At 70.9% G+C, this 16,430-nt stretch carries 17 protein-coding genes and 2 pseudogenes; 11 read left to right on the top strand and 8 right to left on the bottom strand.

From position 1 onward, the window contains the following. Positions 1–64 precede the first annotated feature (64 nt). The 6 genes and pseudogenes from AC4OXY_RS36910 to AC4OXY_RS36935 all read left to right on the top strand — a co-directional run bounded on the left by AC4OXY_RS36910 (position 65) and on the right by AC4OXY_RS36935 (position 5,672). Positions 65–1,486 (top strand): phytoene desaturase family protein, encoded by a 1,422-nt coding sequence (locus AC4OXY_RS36910; RefSeq protein ID WP_356025380.1) that lies wholly within the window; start codon positions 65–67, stop codon positions 1,484–1,486. Continuing rightward, positions 1,483–1,992: an O-acetyl-ADP-ribose deacetylase gene (locus AC4OXY_RS36915; protein WP_376294544.1), complete on the top strand. Its 510-nt coding sequence runs from the start codon at positions 1,483–1,485 to the stop codon at positions 1,990–1,992. The genes AC4OXY_RS36910 and AC4OXY_RS36915 overlap by 4 nt, the downstream gene beginning before the upstream one ends. 257 nt (positions 1,993–2,249) lie before the next feature. After that, positions 2,250–2,420 (top strand): annotated as a pseudogene (locus tag AC4OXY_RS36920) (MmyB family transcriptional regulator); the annotation flags it as partial. A 263-nt stretch (positions 2,421–2,683) separates the two neighbouring features. Next, complete coding sequence (locus AC4OXY_RS36925; RefSeq protein WP_491991776.1) at positions 2,684–3,571, top strand: methylenetetrahydrofolate reductase; 888 nt, start codon at positions 2,684–2,686, stop codon at positions 3,569–3,571. A 104-nt stretch (positions 3,572–3,675) separates the two neighbouring features. Next, positions 3,676–5,157 carry an AlkA N-terminal domain-containing protein gene (locus AC4OXY_RS36930; protein ID WP_491991777.1) on the top strand — a complete coding sequence of 494 codons (1,482 nt, stop codon included), beginning with the start codon at positions 3,676–3,678 and terminating at the stop codon, positions 5,155–5,157. A 29-nt stretch (positions 5,158–5,186) separates the two neighbouring features. After that, positions 5,187–5,672, top strand: coding sequence for a methylated-DNA--[protein]-cysteine S-methyltransferase (locus AC4OXY_RS36935; RefSeq protein ID WP_491991778.1), 486 nt, complete (start codon positions 5,187–5,189; stop codon positions 5,670–5,672). A 146-nt stretch (positions 5,673–5,818) separates the two neighbouring features. Here AC4OXY_RS36935 and AC4OXY_RS36940 read toward each other — a convergent pair whose 3' ends face one another. From AC4OXY_RS36940 to AC4OXY_RS36955, 4 genes are all read right to left on the bottom strand, one after another. Then, complete coding sequence (locus tag AC4OXY_RS36940) at positions 5,819–5,947, bottom strand: hypothetical protein (RefSeq protein WP_491991779.1); 129 nt, start codon at positions 5,945–5,947, stop codon at positions 5,819–5,821. A 413-nt stretch (positions 5,948–6,360) separates the two neighbouring features. Then, the gene (locus AC4OXY_RS36945) at positions 6,361–6,645 is read right to left on the bottom strand and encodes a hypothetical protein (RefSeq protein ID WP_491991780.1); all 285 of its coding nucleotides are present in this window, start codon (positions 6,643–6,645) and stop codon (positions 6,361–6,363) included. 150 nt (positions 6,646–6,795) lie between these two features. Continuing rightward, a complete protein-coding gene (locus tag AC4OXY_RS36950; protein ID WP_491991781.1) occupies positions 6,796–7,110 on the bottom strand; it encodes a hypothetical protein in 315 nt (104 codons plus the stop codon). A 244-nt stretch (positions 7,111–7,354) separates the two neighbouring features. Next, complete coding sequence (locus tag AC4OXY_RS36955) at positions 7,355–7,972, bottom strand: TetR/AcrR family transcriptional regulator (RefSeq protein ID WP_362820806.1); 618 nt, start codon at positions 7,970–7,972, stop codon at positions 7,355–7,357. A 154-nt stretch (positions 7,973–8,126) separates the two neighbouring features. Between AC4OXY_RS36955 and AC4OXY_RS36960 the strand changes: the two genes are divergently transcribed. From AC4OXY_RS36960 to AC4OXY_RS36980, 5 genes and pseudogenes are all read left to right on the top strand, one after another. Further along, positions 8,127–8,987: an enoyl-CoA hydratase/isomerase family protein gene (locus tag AC4OXY_RS36960; RefSeq protein WP_016570763.1), complete on the top strand. Its 861-nt coding sequence runs from the start codon at positions 8,127–8,129 to the stop codon at positions 8,985–8,987. A gap of 408 nt (positions 8,988–9,395) precedes the next feature. Then, positions 9,396–9,521 (top strand): annotated as a pseudogene (locus AC4OXY_RS36965) (IS5/IS1182 family transposase); the annotation flags it as partial. Positions 9,522–10,070: 549 nt separating this feature from the next. Next, entirely contained in the window at positions 10,071–10,472 is a 402-nt protein-coding gene (locus AC4OXY_RS36970; RefSeq protein ID WP_356025398.1) for a YciI family protein, read from the top strand. 10 nt (positions 10,473–10,482) lie between these two features. Further along, positions 10,483–11,736: an RNA polymerase sigma factor gene (locus AC4OXY_RS36975; RefSeq protein ID WP_491991782.1), complete on the top strand. Its 1,254-nt coding sequence runs from the start codon at positions 10,483–10,485 to the stop codon at positions 11,734–11,736. A 380-nt stretch (positions 11,737–12,116) separates the two neighbouring features. Next, positions 12,117–12,530, top strand: a complete 414-nt coding sequence (locus tag AC4OXY_RS36980) for a hypothetical protein (RefSeq protein ID WP_491991783.1) — start codon at positions 12,117–12,119, stop codon at positions 12,528–12,530. 158 nt (positions 12,531–12,688) lie between these two features. Here the strand turns inward: AC4OXY_RS36980 and AC4OXY_RS36985 are convergent, their stop codons facing one another. From AC4OXY_RS36985 to AC4OXY_RS37000, 4 genes are all read right to left on the bottom strand, one after another. After that, complete coding sequence (locus tag AC4OXY_RS36985; protein ID WP_491991784.1) at positions 12,689–13,252, bottom strand: hypothetical protein; 564 nt, start codon at positions 13,250–13,252, stop codon at positions 12,689–12,691. 172 nt (positions 13,253–13,424) lie between these two features. Then, the gene (locus AC4OXY_RS36990; protein ID WP_491991785.1) at positions 13,425–14,630 is read right to left on the bottom strand and encodes a cytochrome P450; all 1,206 of its coding nucleotides are present in this window, start codon (positions 14,628–14,630) and stop codon (positions 13,425–13,427) included. Between the two features lie 39 nt (positions 14,631–14,669). Further along, positions 14,670–16,064: an NAD(P)/FAD-dependent oxidoreductase gene (locus AC4OXY_RS36995; RefSeq protein WP_491991786.1), complete on the bottom strand. Its 1,395-nt coding sequence runs from the start codon at positions 16,062–16,064 to the stop codon at positions 14,670–14,672. After that, a complete protein-coding gene (locus AC4OXY_RS37000; RefSeq protein WP_356025406.1) occupies positions 16,054–16,290 on the bottom strand; it encodes a ferredoxin in 237 nt (78 codons plus the stop codon). The genes AC4OXY_RS36995 and AC4OXY_RS37000 overlap by 11 nt, the downstream gene beginning before the upstream one ends. Between the last annotated feature and the right edge of the window lie 140 nt (positions 16,291–16,430).

A 16,430-nucleotide genomic window follows, 5' to 3' on the forward strand; every position in this document is an offset into this window, starting at 1 on the left:
TCGTGCCGGTGCACCGGCCTATCCTGGTCCTCTGTGGCCATCGGCTGACGAAGGGGACCGAGACGTGCCGTCGATGCTCGATGCGGTCGTGGTGGGTGCGGGGCCGAACGGACTGACCGCTGCCGTGGAGCTGGCCCGCCGCGGCTTCTCCGTCGCCCTGTTCGAGGCGAAGTCCACCGTCGGCGGCGGCGCCCGTACCGAGGAGCTGACCCTCCCCGGCTTCCGGCACGACCCGTGCTCGGCCGCCCACCCCCTCGGCGTGAACTCCCCGGCGTTCCGCGCCCTCCCCCTGGAGCGCTACGGCCTTCGCTGGCTGAACTCCGAGCTGCCGATGGCGCACCCCTTCCCCGACGGCAGCGCGGCCGTGCTGTCCCGCTCGGTGGCCGAGACGGCCGCCTCCTTCGGACCGCGCGACGCGGGCGCGTACCGCAGACTGGTCGAGCCGTTCCTCCCCCATTGGGACACCCTCGTACGGGACTTCATGTCCCTGCCCCTGACCGCGCTGCCGCGCGACCCCGTCACCCTCGCCCGCTTCGGCCTGGCCGGGCTCCCGCCGTCCACGTGGCTGATGCGCCGCTTCAAGGACGAGCGGGCCAAGGCCCTCTTCGCGGGTCTCGTCGCGCATGTGATGTCACCGCTCGACGGCCTGGCCACCGGCGCGATCGGCCTGGTCTTCGCGCTGGCCGCGCACGCCCGCGGCTGGCCGGTGCCGCGCGGCGGCTCCCAGGCGATCTCGGACGCCCTCGCCGCGTATCTGGCCGACCTCGGCGGCGCGGTGCACACCGACTACGAGGTCAAGCGCCTGGACGACCTGCCGCCCGCGCGCGCGTACGTCTTCGACACCTCGCCCACCGCGCTCGCCCGCATCGCCGGCTTCGGCGACCTCTACGCGCGCTACCGCTACGGCGCCGGCGCCTTCAAGATCGACTACGCGCTGGACGGACCGGTGCCCTGGACCGCGCCCGAGGCCCGCGTCGCCACCACCGTCCAGCTCGGCCCGAGCAAGGCGGACATCGGCACCGCCCTGCGGGCCGCCTCCCGCGAGGGCCGCGCCCCCGACCGGCCGTTCCTGATCACCGTGCAGCCGAGCATCGTCGACCCCACCCGCGCACCCGAGGGCAAACAGGTCTTCTGGGCGTACGGCCATGTGCCGAACGGCTGGTCCGGCGACCTCACCGACGCCCTGGAACGCCAACTGGAGCGCTTCGCCCCCGGTTTCCGCGACCGCGTGCTCGCCCGCGCCACCGCCGGTCCCGCCGAGCTGGCCGCGCACAACGCCAACTACGTCGGCGGGGACATCGCCTGCGGCGCGGCCTCCGGACTTCAGCTGCTCCTGCGCCCCAGACTGTCCCTGTTCCCCTATCACACGCCCCATCCGGCCGTCTTCATCTGCTCCTCGGCCACCCCGCCGGGACCCGGTGTGCACGGCATGTCGGGGCACAACGCGGCCAAGGCCGTATGGCGGAGACTGAGACGGACGACATGACCCTCATCACCCTCGTCCAGGGCGACATCACCCGGCAGAGCGCCGACGCGATCGTCAACGCCGCCAACTCCTCGCTGCTCGGCGGCGGCGGGGTGGACGGCGCCATCCACCGCCGCGGCGGCCCCGCCGTCCTGGAGGAGTGCCGCGCCCTGCGCGCCTCCCGGTACGGCAAGGGCCTGCCCACGGGCCGGGCGGTCGCCACCACGGCGGGCGCCCTCGACGCCCGCTGGGTCATCCACACCGTGGGCCCGGTGTACAGCGCCGGCGAGGACCGCTCGGAGCTGCTGGCTTCGTGCTACCGGGAGTCGCTGCGGGTGGCGGACGAACTCGGCGCCCGAACGGTCGCCTTTCCCGCGATCTCCGCGGGGATCTACGGATGGCCGATGGAGGACGCCGCGCGGATCGCGGTGGAGACGGTGCGGGCGGCGCGGACATCGGTCGAGGAGGTCCGGTTCGTCCTCTTCGACGAGGCGGCGTACGAGGCGTTCGCCCGGCAGGTCCGATGACGACGGTCGTGACCGAACAGTTCGAAGGCGCGCGTGATTGTTCTGCCGATATGCAATGAGTAGTGCTGTTCGGTTTCGAGGGACGGCAGGCTGTTGCCGACCGTTTGCCCGCCCCGGATGGTCGGCGAGTGTTGCGTCACCCCTGAAGACCTGTTCGGCCTGGTCGCGCTTGGTGGTGTGCAGGTCCCAGTAGACGGGGGAGATGTCCTAGGGCTGGACCACCGGCTGCCCGGGGATGAGGGAGACGGCGATCGACACGTCGATGCCGACGTGGGCGGCCTGGATGCCGGTGCCGTGTGCAGCGGGTCCTGGACGACCTCACCGCCACCCCGGCCATCGTGCAGGGCCGACGCGGGGACGTCCTTGCCTGGAACGCCCTGGCCGCCGCCCTGGTCACCGACTTCTCCCGCGTCCCGGAGAAGCACCGCAGGTGCACTTCGCCGCCGTGCTCCGGTCCCCGGAGGGTGTCCGGGTCCTCGGGTCGAGGCGCGGTGAGGCGGGGCGGTCGCGTCAGCTGCCCGGCGGCCTGCGCCCCGCACCCGGCCTCCAGACCCCAGCTCCCCGGCACCCCCCCCAGGCTCCCAACCTCCACCCCCAACCTCCACCTCCAGCCCCAGCCCCCACCCCCGGCCTCCCACGCCCCCGTGACATCATCGGCCGAGGTCAGGATCACAGCCGTACGAGGAGCGCGATGAAGCCCGGTGTCAGCGTCATGCCGGCGGTCGGTGCCGCTCTGCTGGACGACTTCTCGTTGGAGATGACCGGCAAGGACGTGGCCCGGCTGGAGGAGGCCCGCGACAGCATTCCGCCGGGTACGCGGATCAACATCACCTTCCTCGCCGGTGAGGACCTCGGCATGCGGCGCACGGCCGCCCGCGCGGTCAAGCGGCTCGGCTTCGTCCCCGTGCCGCACGTCTCCGCCCGCCGCCTGCCCTCCCGCGACGCCCTCGACGCGTTCCTGTCCGCCCTCGCCGAGGACGGCACCGCCGAGAACGTCTTCGTCGTCGGCGGCGACCCCGCCCGCCCCGAGGGCCCCTACGAGGACTCCCTCGCCGTCCTGCGCACCGGCCTGCTCCAGCGCCACGGCGTCCGGCACGTCGGCATCAGCGGCTACCCCGAAGGCCACCCCGCGATAGCCGACGGCACGCTCTGGTCGGCGCTCACCGACAAGGCCGCCGTGATCGGGGCGCAGCGCTTCGACGGTGACGTCATCACCCAGTTCGGCTTCGACGTCGAACCGGTCCTCACCTGGCTGGAGACCACCCGCGCCCGAGGCGTCCACCTCCCCGTCCGCATCGGCGTGCCCGGGCCGGCCGGGGTGCGCCGGCTGCTCGGCTACGCCACCCGGTTCGGCGTCGCGACGAGCGCCTCCGTCGCCCGCAAGTACGGCTTCTCACTGACCAACCTCATGGGCACGACCGGTCCCGACCGCTTCCTGCACACCCTCGCCCGGCGCTACGACCCCGAGCGGCACGGCACGGTCAAGGTGCACTTCTACACCTTCGGCGGACTGCGCCACACCGCCGAGTGGATCGCCGCCTTCCGGCACGGCGAGGGCATGAGCAGCGACACCCCCTAGGTGCCCCTAGGTGCCGGACGGGGACCACCCCGCCCCACGCCGGGGAAACGCAGGTGTCGGATTTCCGCCAGCGGCAGCCCGTGCCCGTGGCCGATCCTTGAGGCATGCAGACAGCGACGCACCTCGACCGGGAACACTGCGTACGCGCCGTGCAGTCCAAGGACGCGCGATTCGACGGATGGTTCTTCACGGCCGTCCTGACCACCCGGATCTACTGCCGGCCCAGCTGCCCCGTCGTCCCGCCCAAGCCGGAGAACATGACGTTCTACCCGAGCGCGGCCGCCTGCCAGCAGGCGGGTTTCCGGGCCTGCAAACGCTGCCGCCCCGACACCAGCCCCGGCTCCCCGGAGTGGAACCAGCGCGCCGACCTGGTCGCGCGGGCCATGCGGCTGATCGCCGACGGCGTCGTGGACCGCGAGGGCGTGCCCGGACTCGCCGCCCGGCTCGGCTACAGCACCCGCCAGGTCGAGCGCCAGCTCCTCGCCGAACTGGGCGCCGGCCCCCTCGCGCTCGCCCGCGCCCAGCGCGCCCAGACCGCGCGGCTGCTCATCGAGACCAGCGCGCTGCCCATGGCGGAGATCGCCTTCGCGGCCGGCTTCTCCTCCATCCGCACCTTCAACGGCACCGTCCGCGAGGTCTTCGCCCTCTCCCCGAGCGAGCTGCGCGCGAAGGCGCCCCGCAGCGGCCCGGCGAGCACCCCGGGCACGCTCACCCTCCGGCTGCCGTTCCGCGCCCCGCTCAACCCCGACAACCTCTTCGGCCACCTCGCCGCCACCGCCGTACCCGGCGTCGAGGAATGGCGCGACGGCAGCTACCGGCGCACGCTGCGCCTGCCTTACGGCCACGGGATCGTCTCCCTCGCCCCGCGCCCCGACCACATCGCCTGCCGGCTCACCCTCGGCGACCTGCGCGACCTGACCGTGGCGATCAGCCGCTGCCGGCGCATGCTCGACCTGGACGCCGATCCGGTCGCCGTCGACGACCGGTTGCGCGCCGACCCGTTCCTCGCGCCCCTGGTCGACAAGGCGCCGGGCCGCCGGGTGCCGCGCACGGTCGACGAGGCGGAGTTCGCGGTCCGTGCCGTTCTCGGCCAGCAGGTGTCCACGGCCGCCGCCCGCACCCACGCGGCCCGTCTGGTCACCGCGCACGGCAAGCCCCTGGACGATCCCGAGGGCGGCCTCACCCACCTCTTCCCGCCCCCCGAGGCCCTCGCCGCCGCGGACCCCGACACGCTGGCCATGCCCCGCACCCGGCGTACGACCTTCACCACCCTCGTCCGCCAACTCGCCGACGGCACCCTGCACCTGGGCGTCGAGTCCGACTGGTCCGAGGCCCGCGCCCGGCTCCTCGCCCTGCCCGGCTTCGGCCCCTGGACGGTCGACGTCATCGCCATGCGCGCCCTGGGCGACCCCGACGCCTTCCTCCCCACCGACCTCGGAATCCGCCGCGCCGCGGCCGAGTCGGGGCTGCCGGCCACCCCCGCCGCCCTCACCGCCCGCGCCGAGACCTGGCGGCCCTGGCGGGCGTACGCGGTGCAGTACCTGTGGGCGACCGACAGCCACCCGATCAACTTCCTTCCCGTCTGAGCCCGTACACGTACAAGGACCGGCGACACATGAAGCAGCACACCGTCATCCCCAGCCCCTACGGCCCCCTCACGCTCGTCGCCGAGGACGGCGCGCTGTGCGGCCTGTACATGGTCGGGCAGCGCCACCGCCCGCCGGAGGAGTCCCTCGGCGGCCCCGGCAGCCCCGGCGACGCCCCCTTCGCGGCGGCGGAGGAACAGCTGTCGGCGTACTTCGCGGGCGAGTTGACCGAGTTCTCCCTCGAACTGCGCCTGGCCGGAACGCCGTTCCAGCGCAGCGTCTGGGACCAGCTCACCCGCATCCCGTACGGCGAGACCCGCTCCTACGGCGAACTCGCCGACGCCCTCGGCAATCCCCGGGCCTCCCGCGCGGTCGGCCTCGCCAACGGCAGGAACCCGATCGGCATCATCGTGCCCTGCCACCGGGTCATCGGCGCGAGCGGCGATCTCACCGGCTACGGCGGCGGCCTGGACCGCAAGCGCCGCCTGCTGGATCTCGAAACCAGAACACGCTGATTCGAATCCAGCTGTCCCGCCGCCTTTCGCCTGCTGGAGCACCGAGATACACCAGGTCAGAGCCTTGCTTGAGGTGGCGAAGGCCCTCCGTGATCTGCACGGAGGGCCTTCGCCACGTCAGATGGGAACGCGCTTGGAACGTGCGGTCAGGCGGCCGTCTTGCCTAGGTCATCGCTGGGAACGTCGGGCGTGGCCCGGGGCTCCTGTTGCTGTCCGGCTCGCGGCACCAGGGCGACCGGTGCTTCGGCCTCGGCCTTCTTGAACTGGGACAACACCGGGGTATGGATATCGGCGGTCAGGGAGTACCTGCTGTGGCCGAGTAGGGCTTGGATCCGCCCGGGGGCCTCGAACGCGGCGACGTCGGCCTTGAACGGTCAACTTGGTCGGCTCAGGCGGCGGCCCTGACGCCTCGAACATGCGTCGACGGCATCAGTGGCCGGCTGTGCGCACACCGCCGCTCCCGGAGCGCCGAACTGCTGTGGCGGGCCTGCCGGATGTGGAGAACCCGGCTTGTCTGTCGTGGCATCCTGGGATCCGGCCCGGCGCCAACCGAGCCCACCGGACATCTTGGTCTGTGACCGCACCGACCGCCCCGCTCCTCCACAAAGACGGGGCGGTCGCGCGTCTGACATCCATCCTGATGCGAGACGCGGCGCGCCCCTCGATCAGCTGAGAGGCGCGCCTGCCATCAGAACGCGCTGTTGTTGCAGCCCATGGTCGAGCCGAGGCTGCTGGCCTGGGCGCCCGGGTTGCCCTCGCCGTTGAGCGCATTGCCCAGCGCGCCGTTGATCAGTCCGACCTCGCCGAGGACGTCGACGTTCAGGTCGTGCGACCTGCATTTGGAACTCTGCTGGATGTTGAAGCCGTCGCCGTGGCCGCCGCCCTCGCCGCCGGCGTGGGCGGTACCAGCGGCCATGATTCCCACGCTGCTGAGGGCAGCGACCAGGACGGCAACCTTGCGAAGCTTGTGCATGTCGTCTCCGTGAAAGTGAATGGATGCGATCTGTGATAGACCGACTTATTTCACTTACAGGACATTAATGCGAAGTATCGCAAATCAGGCATTGACGCGCCGGTTGCATAGTCATCGCGGGCACCCCGCCCCACGCGGGGCCACCCGCATTCAGCCGAGGATCCCCAACCCCGAATCCGGCCGGCAGTGGGTCCGTGCGGGGTGCGTTTCTGCTGAACGGCGTAGCAGGTCTTCGTAGGCGCCGGGCTGAAGCCGGGGGAGTGTGTCCTTTGCGCCGCGTGCCGGTGGCTGCTGCTGAGTCGGACGTCCCGCTCGGGCGAGCGCCTTGTGTACCGCGCCGCGCTGGATCCGGAGGTAGGCGGCGAGCGTGTCGTTGTCGGCGATCTGCCCGTTGAGGAACGCGAGGATGACCCGGAGCCGGTGCGGGTCGGGCGGCAGTGGCGGGTTAGGGGGCTGCTCGGGCATGGCGTGCACCGTGCGTGCCGCCCAGGCTGCCGACCCTGCCAGTAAGAGGTCGCGCAGATAGGTGCTGTGGGGGCCTCGGTGGCCCCGCACGGCTGGGCGTGGACAGCGTCCGCTTCGGCCGGATCGACACCCCACTCCTGCACTCGCGGCCGGGGCTGGACTCCGACGACGCGATCACCGCCGCCGGGTCGATCACTCCTTTCGGCCGCTTCGGCACCGCCGAGGAAGCCGCCGCCTCGGCCCTTTACAACGGAGCGTCCGTCTGCTGGCGTGCCGGGGTCGAGAAGGCGGCGAACGCAGCGTTCAATAGGTTGCCGAGGTCCTCTTGGCCGTCGCTCGCACTCCATTGCCCGAGGACGATCCACAAGATTTCGAGCGCCGCCGCTACGCGTACGTTGGCGATGACCGATGACCCGTCGGTCGAGGAGGTTGTCTTCTGCAGTCGGGCGACGATCTCTGGTCGCCATTCAGCCTGCTTCTCGCGGAGGCGTGCGCACAGGGCTGGGGTCTGCTCGATGAGACCGAGGATCGTCACGAGTTCCTGGACGTCGCGCACGAGGAACCTCACGGCTGACTCCAGGGCGTTGCGCAGCCTGCTCCAGTCGTCCTGGTTGGCCCGCTCGGCATCGAGCGCGTCAGTGATGACGTCACCGACAGGGTCGAAGACGAACAGGACCACGTCTTCCTTGGTGCCGAAGTAGCGCAGGAAGGTGCTCCGCGACACTCCGGCGGCTTCGGAGAGGTCGGCGAAGGTGACCTGGTTGAAGCCGGTGAGGCAGAACCGGTTGAACGCGACGCGGGCCAGCTCTGCTCGCACCGCGTGGCGGCTGATCTCACGGGTACCGACTGGCGCTGCGCTCATGGGGACGAGTGTACTCCGACAAACTCGTTTGCTTCTTCGAACACTGGTTTCTAATCTGATACTCAGTGTCAGTCGTGATACTGAGATTCGCGACGTTGTCCCCAGTCGGCGGCCCGGTCACAGGCCGTCCCTTACCGCGATATGGAGCCACCTCATGAGCTACGAAGACCTTCCCGCCCTGACGATCGACGTCTCGGACGGGGTCGCGACGGTGACAATCGATCACCCGCCGCTCAATCTGATGGACGCGGTCCTCCTGCCGTCACTCCGGGCATTCGTCGCGCGTGTGCGGGACGACGCCGACGTCCGCGTCATCGTCTTCGAGAGCGCTGACCCGGAGTTCTTCGTTGCGCACGGTGACATGGCCTACCTCACCGACCCTGACGCGCTGCCTGCAGCCACTCGCGCTGCGATCGCGGCCGCGCCGGGCTCGACCGTCCCGGAAGGCCTGAACATCCTCCAGGCGATGAGCGAGGAGGTCCGCTCGCTGCCGCAGGTCACCATCGGCAAGCTCGCGGGCTTCGCGCGCGGCGCGGGCAACGAGTTCTTCATGTACCTGGACATGCGATTCGCGGCGATCGGCAAGTCGGGGCAGGGGCAGCCGGAGTCCTTGATGGGGATCCTTCCTGGAGGCGGCGGCACGGTGAACATGACGCGCCTGGCAGGAAGGGCCCGCGCGCTGGAGCTCATCCTCGGCGCCGAGCTCGTGGGCGCGGAGCTCGCGGAACGGTACGGCCTGATCAACCGTGCCCTGCCCGCCGCAGAACTCGATCCCTTCGTCGACACCCTCGCCCGACGGATCGCCGGCCTCCGGCCGGAGGTGATCTCCATCACGAAGGCTGCGGTCGACGCGGTCGCGCAGCCGATTCCGCGTGCGGCATACGCCGTTGAGAACGAGGGCCTGTTCGCGGCGTTCGGCGATGAGGTCACCGAGCTCGCCCACAAGCTGCTCGCCGCTGGTATCCAGACCCGCGAGGGCGAACGGGACCACGAGCGCATCGCCAACAGCATCTGAGTGCCCAAGCTCTCGCCATCCGTGCGCAGAGGCTTCGTGGGAAGAGTTCCTCAGCCATTGCCGGCACGCGCGTTGTCGAGTGGTCAGGTCGACCACCCTGGTTGGCGGGCCTGCCGGGAAAACGACCGGCTGAAGCGCCGGAAACGGCGGGCAGGGGAGTGGATGGCGCAAGTAGCCGTAAGTTTGACAACGCTGTTCGGCCGCGCGGATAGGCGCGGTTGGGAAGGTAGGTGGCCGAGCGGGCACAGGTCTCGTTGATCATGGAGTTGCTGACGCTCTGTGCGCACCGAGGAGACCTGTGCCTGCGCTTCCGTCATGGCTGACCGAGCCGCTCTGGGACCAATTCGCGGTCCTGCTGGCAGCCAAGTGGCTGGTCCGGGTGGTATTCCGGCCGCTCGGGCCTGCTAGGAGCGGCGCACCCCCGTTGTCAACGCATTCTTCGACCTCACCGACACGATCATCACCGTGCGCAGCCTGATCCGGCGAGCATGGATGGCTCACCGCTGGAACGAACGCCCGAACCGCCGACCATGACCGCACCCCTTTCCGCGCCACCTCTAAGAGTGGAACACCACTTCCGATTCCGACGACAGACGGATGAGCCGTCGCCGCAGTTCCTTCCCCGGCTGTGCGGCGAGCTGCCGATTGTCCCGTCGCAGAGGATCTGGTCCGCGGAACCGGCTCAGACCTGGAGCGACCAGATCAAGTGAGACGCGGAGGCGCCACGAATCTCAGGTGATCCGGTCCGAGGAAAGTGGATGCCCGTGGCGTCTCAGCTGATCTGGTCCGGCGGAGGCGTTTCGAACTGATACCACGCCTGGGTCGGTCGGCCGCCTTGGTGCCCGCCAGTCGCAGGAAGGCCGCGCAGATCGGGCGCGGCGGCGCGGCCGTGGTCGGCCGGTGGCACGGTCGCTGCGGACGCGGGGGCGCTGCGGGTCGCGGGGCTGCTGCGGGCTCGTCCCCGTGGGGGCCGCTAAGTTTTTTCGTGGATTCCCGCCGAGGATGTCGAAACCCTCGGGCGTGCTTCTACCTACCCGTGACAGCCCCTGCCCGGGGCGGGCACGACGAACGAGGAGCAGAACCATGAAGTACATGCTGCTGATGCAGTTCAGCGAGAAGAACGCCGACTTCCCCAAGCTCGACGAGTGGAGGCCCGAGGAGATCCAGGCCCACATCCAGTTCATGAAGCAGACCAATGCCGGCCTGGCCGCCGCTGGTGAGCTGGTCGACGCCCAGGGCCTGGCCATGCCGGAGACCGCCCGGATCGTGCGCTCCCACAGCGGCGGCGCGCCGGTCGTCACCGAGGGCCCGTTCCCGGAGTCCAAGGAGTGGGTGGCCGGCTGGTGGATCGTGGACTGCGACACCGAGCAGCGCGCGATCGAGATCGCCGCCGCCGTCTCCGCGGCCCCCGGCCCGGGCGGACGGCCGCTCAACATGCCGATCGAGGTGCGCCAGATCATGGCGGCCCCGCCCACCGAGCTGTGAACACTCCCCGATGACGACTTTCGAACCAACCCTCGACGACTTGCTGCGCACGCTCGCGCCGCAGGTCGTCGGCGTGCTCACCCGCCGCTGGGGGGACTTCGCCGCAGCCGAGGACGCTGTCCAGGAGGCCTTGCTGGCCGCCGCCACGCAGTGGCCGGCCGAGGGTGTGCCGCGCAACCCGCGCGGCTGGCTGGTTCAGGTCGCCAGCCGCCGGATGACCGAGCAGGTCCGCAGCGAGCAGGCCCGCCGTCGACGCGAGGAACTGGTGGCCGGTCAGGTCCCCGCCGACCGGCGGTCCGCGCCCGGGGCCGACACCGGGGACGAGGGCGCGCACGACGACACCCTCACGCTGCTGTTCCTGTGCTGCCACCCCGTGCTGTCGCCGGCCTCGGCGATCGCGCTCACCCTTCGCTCGGTCGGCGGCCTGACCACCGGCGAGATCGCCGCGGCGTTCCTCGTCCCCGAGGCGACCATGGGCCAGCGGATCAGCCGGGCCAAGCAGCGGATCAAAGCCTCCGGGGTGCCGTTCCGGATGCCGGACAGCGCCGAGTGGCCGGCCCGGCTGGACGCGGTGCTGCACGTCCTCTACCTGATCTTCAACGAGGGCTACGCCAGCAGCACCGGCCCCGAGCTGCGGCGCGTCGAACTCTCCCGGGAGGCGATCCGCCTCACCCGGGCCGTCCACACGCTGCTGCCGGACAACGCCGAAGTGGCCGGCCTGCTCGCGCTGATGCTGCTCACCGAGGCGCGCGGGCCCGCCCGTACCGGCCCGGACGGCGAACTCGTCCCGCTCGCCGAGCAGGACCGCAGCCGATGGGACACCGTCGCGATCGCCGAGGGCGTCGCGCTGATCACCGCCGCTCTGCCGCGCGGCCCGGTCGGCCCGTACCAGGTGCAGGCCGCGATCGCGGCCGTCCACGACGAGGCGCCGACCGCCGCCGAGACCGACTGGCCGCAGATCCTCGCCCTGTACGGGGTGCTTGCCCGCATCTCCGACAATCCGCTGATCACCCTGAACCGGGCGGTCGCCACCGCCATGGTGGACGGCCCCGCAGCCGGCCTCGCCCTGCTCGCCGACCCGCCGCCCGCGCTCGCCGGCCACCACCGGCTGTACGCGGTCCGCGCCCATCTGCACGAGCTCGCCGGGGACCGGGAGGCTGCCGTCGCCGACTACCGCACCGCCGCCCGCCGCACCGCCAGCCTCCCGGAGCGGCACCACCTCAGCCTGCGCGCCGCCCGACTGGCCGCGCGAGCGGGAAGGTGAGCCACCAGTCAAAGGTGTTGGGTGAGGCAGGACAGCTACGGACGCCGGCGGACCAGGTCGCCTGAGATCGCAAGCGAATCGGACCACGTCACCTGAGACAGGGACCAAATCTCTGGACACGGGACACCGGTAGGTCGCTTGCCACTCCTGATGTGCCTGTGTCTCGTGACGCCGAACCTTGAGCACGTGCCAGCGATTGAGCGGCGCGGGTCACGTCCAGCGGGATGGCAAGCCCGATGAGCGGGGATCACCCGCAGCGGCGGACCGTCGTCAGCCGTCCTGAGCGGGGAAACACCTCGTCGACGGCGCGGCGCAGTGTTTCGCGGACAGCCCTGTCCAGCGCAACGCGTCCGGCAGGCCGGGGCCGAATGTGATCGAACGTGATCACCGGCCAGTACCGGGCGTCGTGGGATGTCCGGATGATTACCAGTGGCGGGCAGGTGACCGCGGAGGTGTTCACCGATGCTCCGCAGGCGCGCAGGCTGGCCCGCATTCCGGCAGACCGAGCCCGCGTTCGTCCAGGCTCTGGAGGGCGGAGTTTTGCCATGACCGCCCCGGGCCTTCCGGTGACGCGGGCCCTCGCGGTTCGGATCGCAGATGCCACCGGCCGGCCGTGCGGCATCGGTGAACTCCCGTTTGTTCAGGGTGAGTACGGAGGCTGGGAGCCCGCTGCCGCACCGTACACCGTGCTCGACTCGCTGCCGGGCGAGTTCAGCTGGTCGCCGCTGGCGGACTGGTCGGCCGTCGCGACGGCAGCTGGGCCTACGACCTGCATGTCTCCCAAGGCCACGTGATCGAGCGGGAGCTGACACATGAGGGCGGCGGCGAGAGCTCCGTGTCGGTGGCAGGGCGCTGTCGTGTCCTACGTACAGCGGTTCACGATCACCGTGACTCCGACCTGAAGACTCGTTCTTCGGCTCCTCACCGCGGAGGCCCGCACGGACGCCCGGCCTCAGGCCAGGCGAACCCCCTTGTGAACCTCAAGGCGCAGGGCCTCGGTACGGGACGCTGCCACGGAGGTGGGAGCGATCCGGTCTCCTCGACCAAGCCGGCCACGAAGCCGTCCTCCCCTGTTGGTTCCCTCGAAAAGGAAACTGCGGGCGTGCTCGTCCTTCAAAGACGCGGCTGTGGCGTGGTCGAGGGCTTCGGTCGTCAAGAAGTCGTCGAGTACGACGAGGCTTGTTTCCTCGAACCGCCCGTGCGCTTCCGCAATCAGAGACTGAGCCCGACCTGGTCCTCCACGGATGTGTCGGCGTGCCGTTGCCGGGCATGCAGCCTGTCGGCCGCTGACCAGGCCCCAGCGGAAGCGTAATTCCCTGATCTCTTGGACGATCAATTGGAACAGTTCGCGTCCGAAATCCTTGCCGGCGGCATGGAACAGATCCGGGCAGAGGCCGGGGAAGGTGTTCTCGTCGACGATGATCGGACTCCCGTCGCGGAGGGCCGGGACATGGCACAGTTCGGCCTCGCCGCCGGCTCCGGACGCGTCGTAGATCTTGACGGCGCCACCGCCCATGTCACCCCACCGTGTCGGCGCCTTGCGCTACCCGTTGCGGTACTTGTCGGCGCCGACAGCGAAGCCCTCCGGGGCGATGACGACCCGGGTATCGTCATCCGGCGGCTCTCCACAGAGACCCATCGGACAGGCCCATCTGCGGTGCTCGACGGAACGCCGTCGGCCGCCGGACTCAGGCCGTGAGGCCCTCGATCGCCACGGGAAGGTGGCGGGGGCCGCGCAGTACCGCGTTGGTACGGTACGGCGGCGGGTCCTCCAGCAGCCCGGAGAACGTGACCCGGCGGAACAGCTCGGCCACCGCCAGATGGAGTTCTATGCGGGCGAGCGGGGCGCCGAAGCAGTAGTGGATGCCGGTGTAGAAACCCAGGTGCTCGTTGTCCTTGCGGTCGGGATCGAACCGGTCGGGGTCCTCGAAGCGGCGGGGGTCGCGGTTGGCCGCGGCCAGCATGAGCCAGACCGGCGAGCCCTTGGGGATCGTGGTCCCGGCGACGTCGATGTCGGCCAGGGCGGTGGTCCACGTGACGAACTGCACCGGGGGTTCGTAGCGCAGCACCTCCTCGATGAGCGGGACGGTCAGGTCCGGCTCCTTCTGGAAGCGCTGGAGGACGTCGGGGTGGCGCAGCAGGGTGAGGGTCGTGTTGGTGATCGCGTTGACGGTGGTCTCGTGGCCGGCGACCAGGAGCAGCACCGCCGTCGCCTCCAGGTCCGCCGGTGTCATGTCGGGGGCGAGCGCGCTGAGGATCCCGGGGCCGGGGTGGCGGCGTTTGGTCTCGATCAGGCCGGCCAGGTAGGCGCCCAGGTCCTGCCGTGCCCGCTGGCCCTTTTCCTGGCCTTCCTCGCCGGCCTGCGGATCGAGTGCCGACGCCAGGGCGTCGGCCCAGCCGTGGAAGCGCGGTTCGTCCTCGCGCGGCACGCCGAGGACCTTGCAGATGGCGGTGACGGGCAGGGGGTAGGCGAAGTCCTCGACGATGTCGACCCGGTCCTTGCCCTCGAAGGCGTCGAGCAGCTCGGTGACGACCTTGGCCAGCTCTCCGCGCAGACCGTCGAGGAATCCGGGGCTGTGCGGGGGACCGAACGGCCGGTTGATGGTGTCGCGCAGCCGGTCGTGCACGGGCGGGTCGGTGAAGATGAAGCCGGGCGGCAGACCGGTCTCCTCCGCCGGCTGTCCGGTGCGGGCGTAGCCCTGCGGGCGGTTGCGCGTGTCGTTGCTCAGCCGCGGGTCGTTGGCCAGGCTCCGCACCTCGTAGTAGGTGCTGACCAGGTAGGTGCCGTCGTCCTCCCGCAGCACCGGCGTCCTGCGCAACTCCGCGTACAGCGGGTACGGATCGGCCCGGTTGGCGTAGTCGGTGATCTGCGCGGAGATGCTGTCGGGCGTCATGGTGTCTCCTGCGGGCTCCGGGCGGCACAGGGCCGGTGATCAGGCATGCGACGGAACGAACTGGACACGCCGCTCGCTCGGTGAGTGACCCGTCAGCGTGACGGTGGGCCCGTGGCTGGGCAGATGGGGGTCGGGGAACTCCGGGTCGACCGGCCGCAGCCGCTCGGTGCGGCGGTCGACCGTGCCGTACTCCGGCGGGAACGGCGCGCCGGCCGCGATCTGCTGCTCGTAGAACCCGAGCCACTTGGCTCCGTCGAAGGACGCCGCGGCGATGACGCGGCCGCCGTACCCGTACACCGCGACGAACCGCTCCTCGGCGAGCGTTCCCAGGGCGACGACCATCTGGTCGCCCAGCGAGGGCACGCCCACCGACTTGATGTTGACGCCGAACTGGGAGGACCAGAACATCGGCAGCCACAGGTGCGGACGGCGCTCGGGACCGGCGCAGATCATGTTGTGGGCGGCGATCTCGGCCTGTTCGACCGCGTTGCCCCAGTGCTCCAGCGCCAGGAACTGGTAGTCGAACAGCGGGTGGGGGGTGCGTGCGACGTCACCGGCGGCGTAGATGTCGTCGGTGACGATGCCGTTGACGTCGAAGACCCGGCACCCGGCGTCGCACGCCACCCCCCGGGGACCGGCGGCCACTCCCGAGCCGGCCAGCCACTCCGTGTTCCGCAGGGCGCCGAGCGAGACGACCGCCACCTCCACGTCGACCGACGAACCGTCGGACAGATGGGCACGCCTGAGCCGCCCCACGTCGTCGCCCTCCAGGGCGGTGACGCTGACGCCGCAGCGCAGGTCCACTCCGTGCGCGCGCTGCAGCCGGTCCGCGACCGCGCCGATCACTCCGCCGAGCGCGCCCACCAGCGGGGCCGGGCCGCGTTCGGCGACCGTGACCTCATGGCCCAGCTCCCGGCAGACGGAGGCGACCTCGGAGCCCGTGAAGCCCGCGCCGATCACCAGCACCCGGGACACGCCGCCGGTCAGCCTGCCGTGCAGGCGCGCGGAGTCGTCGCGGGTCCGCAGCACGAACACCCCGTCCAGCGCGGCCTCTTCGGGGTGGAACCAGGGCCGCGCCCTGGTCCCGGTGGTGATCAGCAGACGGTCGTAGGGGACGGCGTCGCCGTTCCCCAGGCGCACCTGCCTGGCGTCCCGGTCCAGGCTCTCGGCGGCGACGCCCAGACGCCAGTCGGCGTCGATGTCACGCCGCCGCGGCAGCGCGGTGTCCTCGGGCCGGGCCCGCCCGAGCAGCGCCTGCTTGGACAGCGGCGGCCGGTCGTAGGGCTCGTACGGCTCGTCACCGATCATGGTCAGCGATCCGGTGAAGCCCTCCTCGCGCAGGGTCTCCGCCGCGCGCAGACCGGCGAGCGAGGCACCGACGACGACGATGCGGCCCGTGCGCCGCAGGACCTCGGTGTCCGCGTCAGCCGGCATGGGGCTCCACCTGCTTCGCCTGCCGCGTCGGCTCGTCGGAGTAGTCGACGAGGATGGCCTGGACCGGGCAGGCAGCGGCGGCCTTCTCCACCCGGTCACGCTGCGCCTCGTCGAAGCGGGGGGAGAACAGCAGCGCCTCGTTCCCGTGCAGGGAGAAGACGTCCGGGGCGAGGAACACACACTGCGCGAATCCCTGGCAGCGGTTGAGATCGACGACAAGCCTCATCTGGAACCCGCTCTCTGCCCGGCCGCGGTTGCCCGCAGGCTCCGCGACCCCTGCGTTCGGTTCACACGATCGGTCGGCATGCCTCTTCTTCAGCATCGGCTCCGCCGGACCGGGCTGCAAACCGGGAACGAGCCGGAGAA

This window comes from Streptomyces sp. HUAS MG56 (assembly GCF_058673395.1).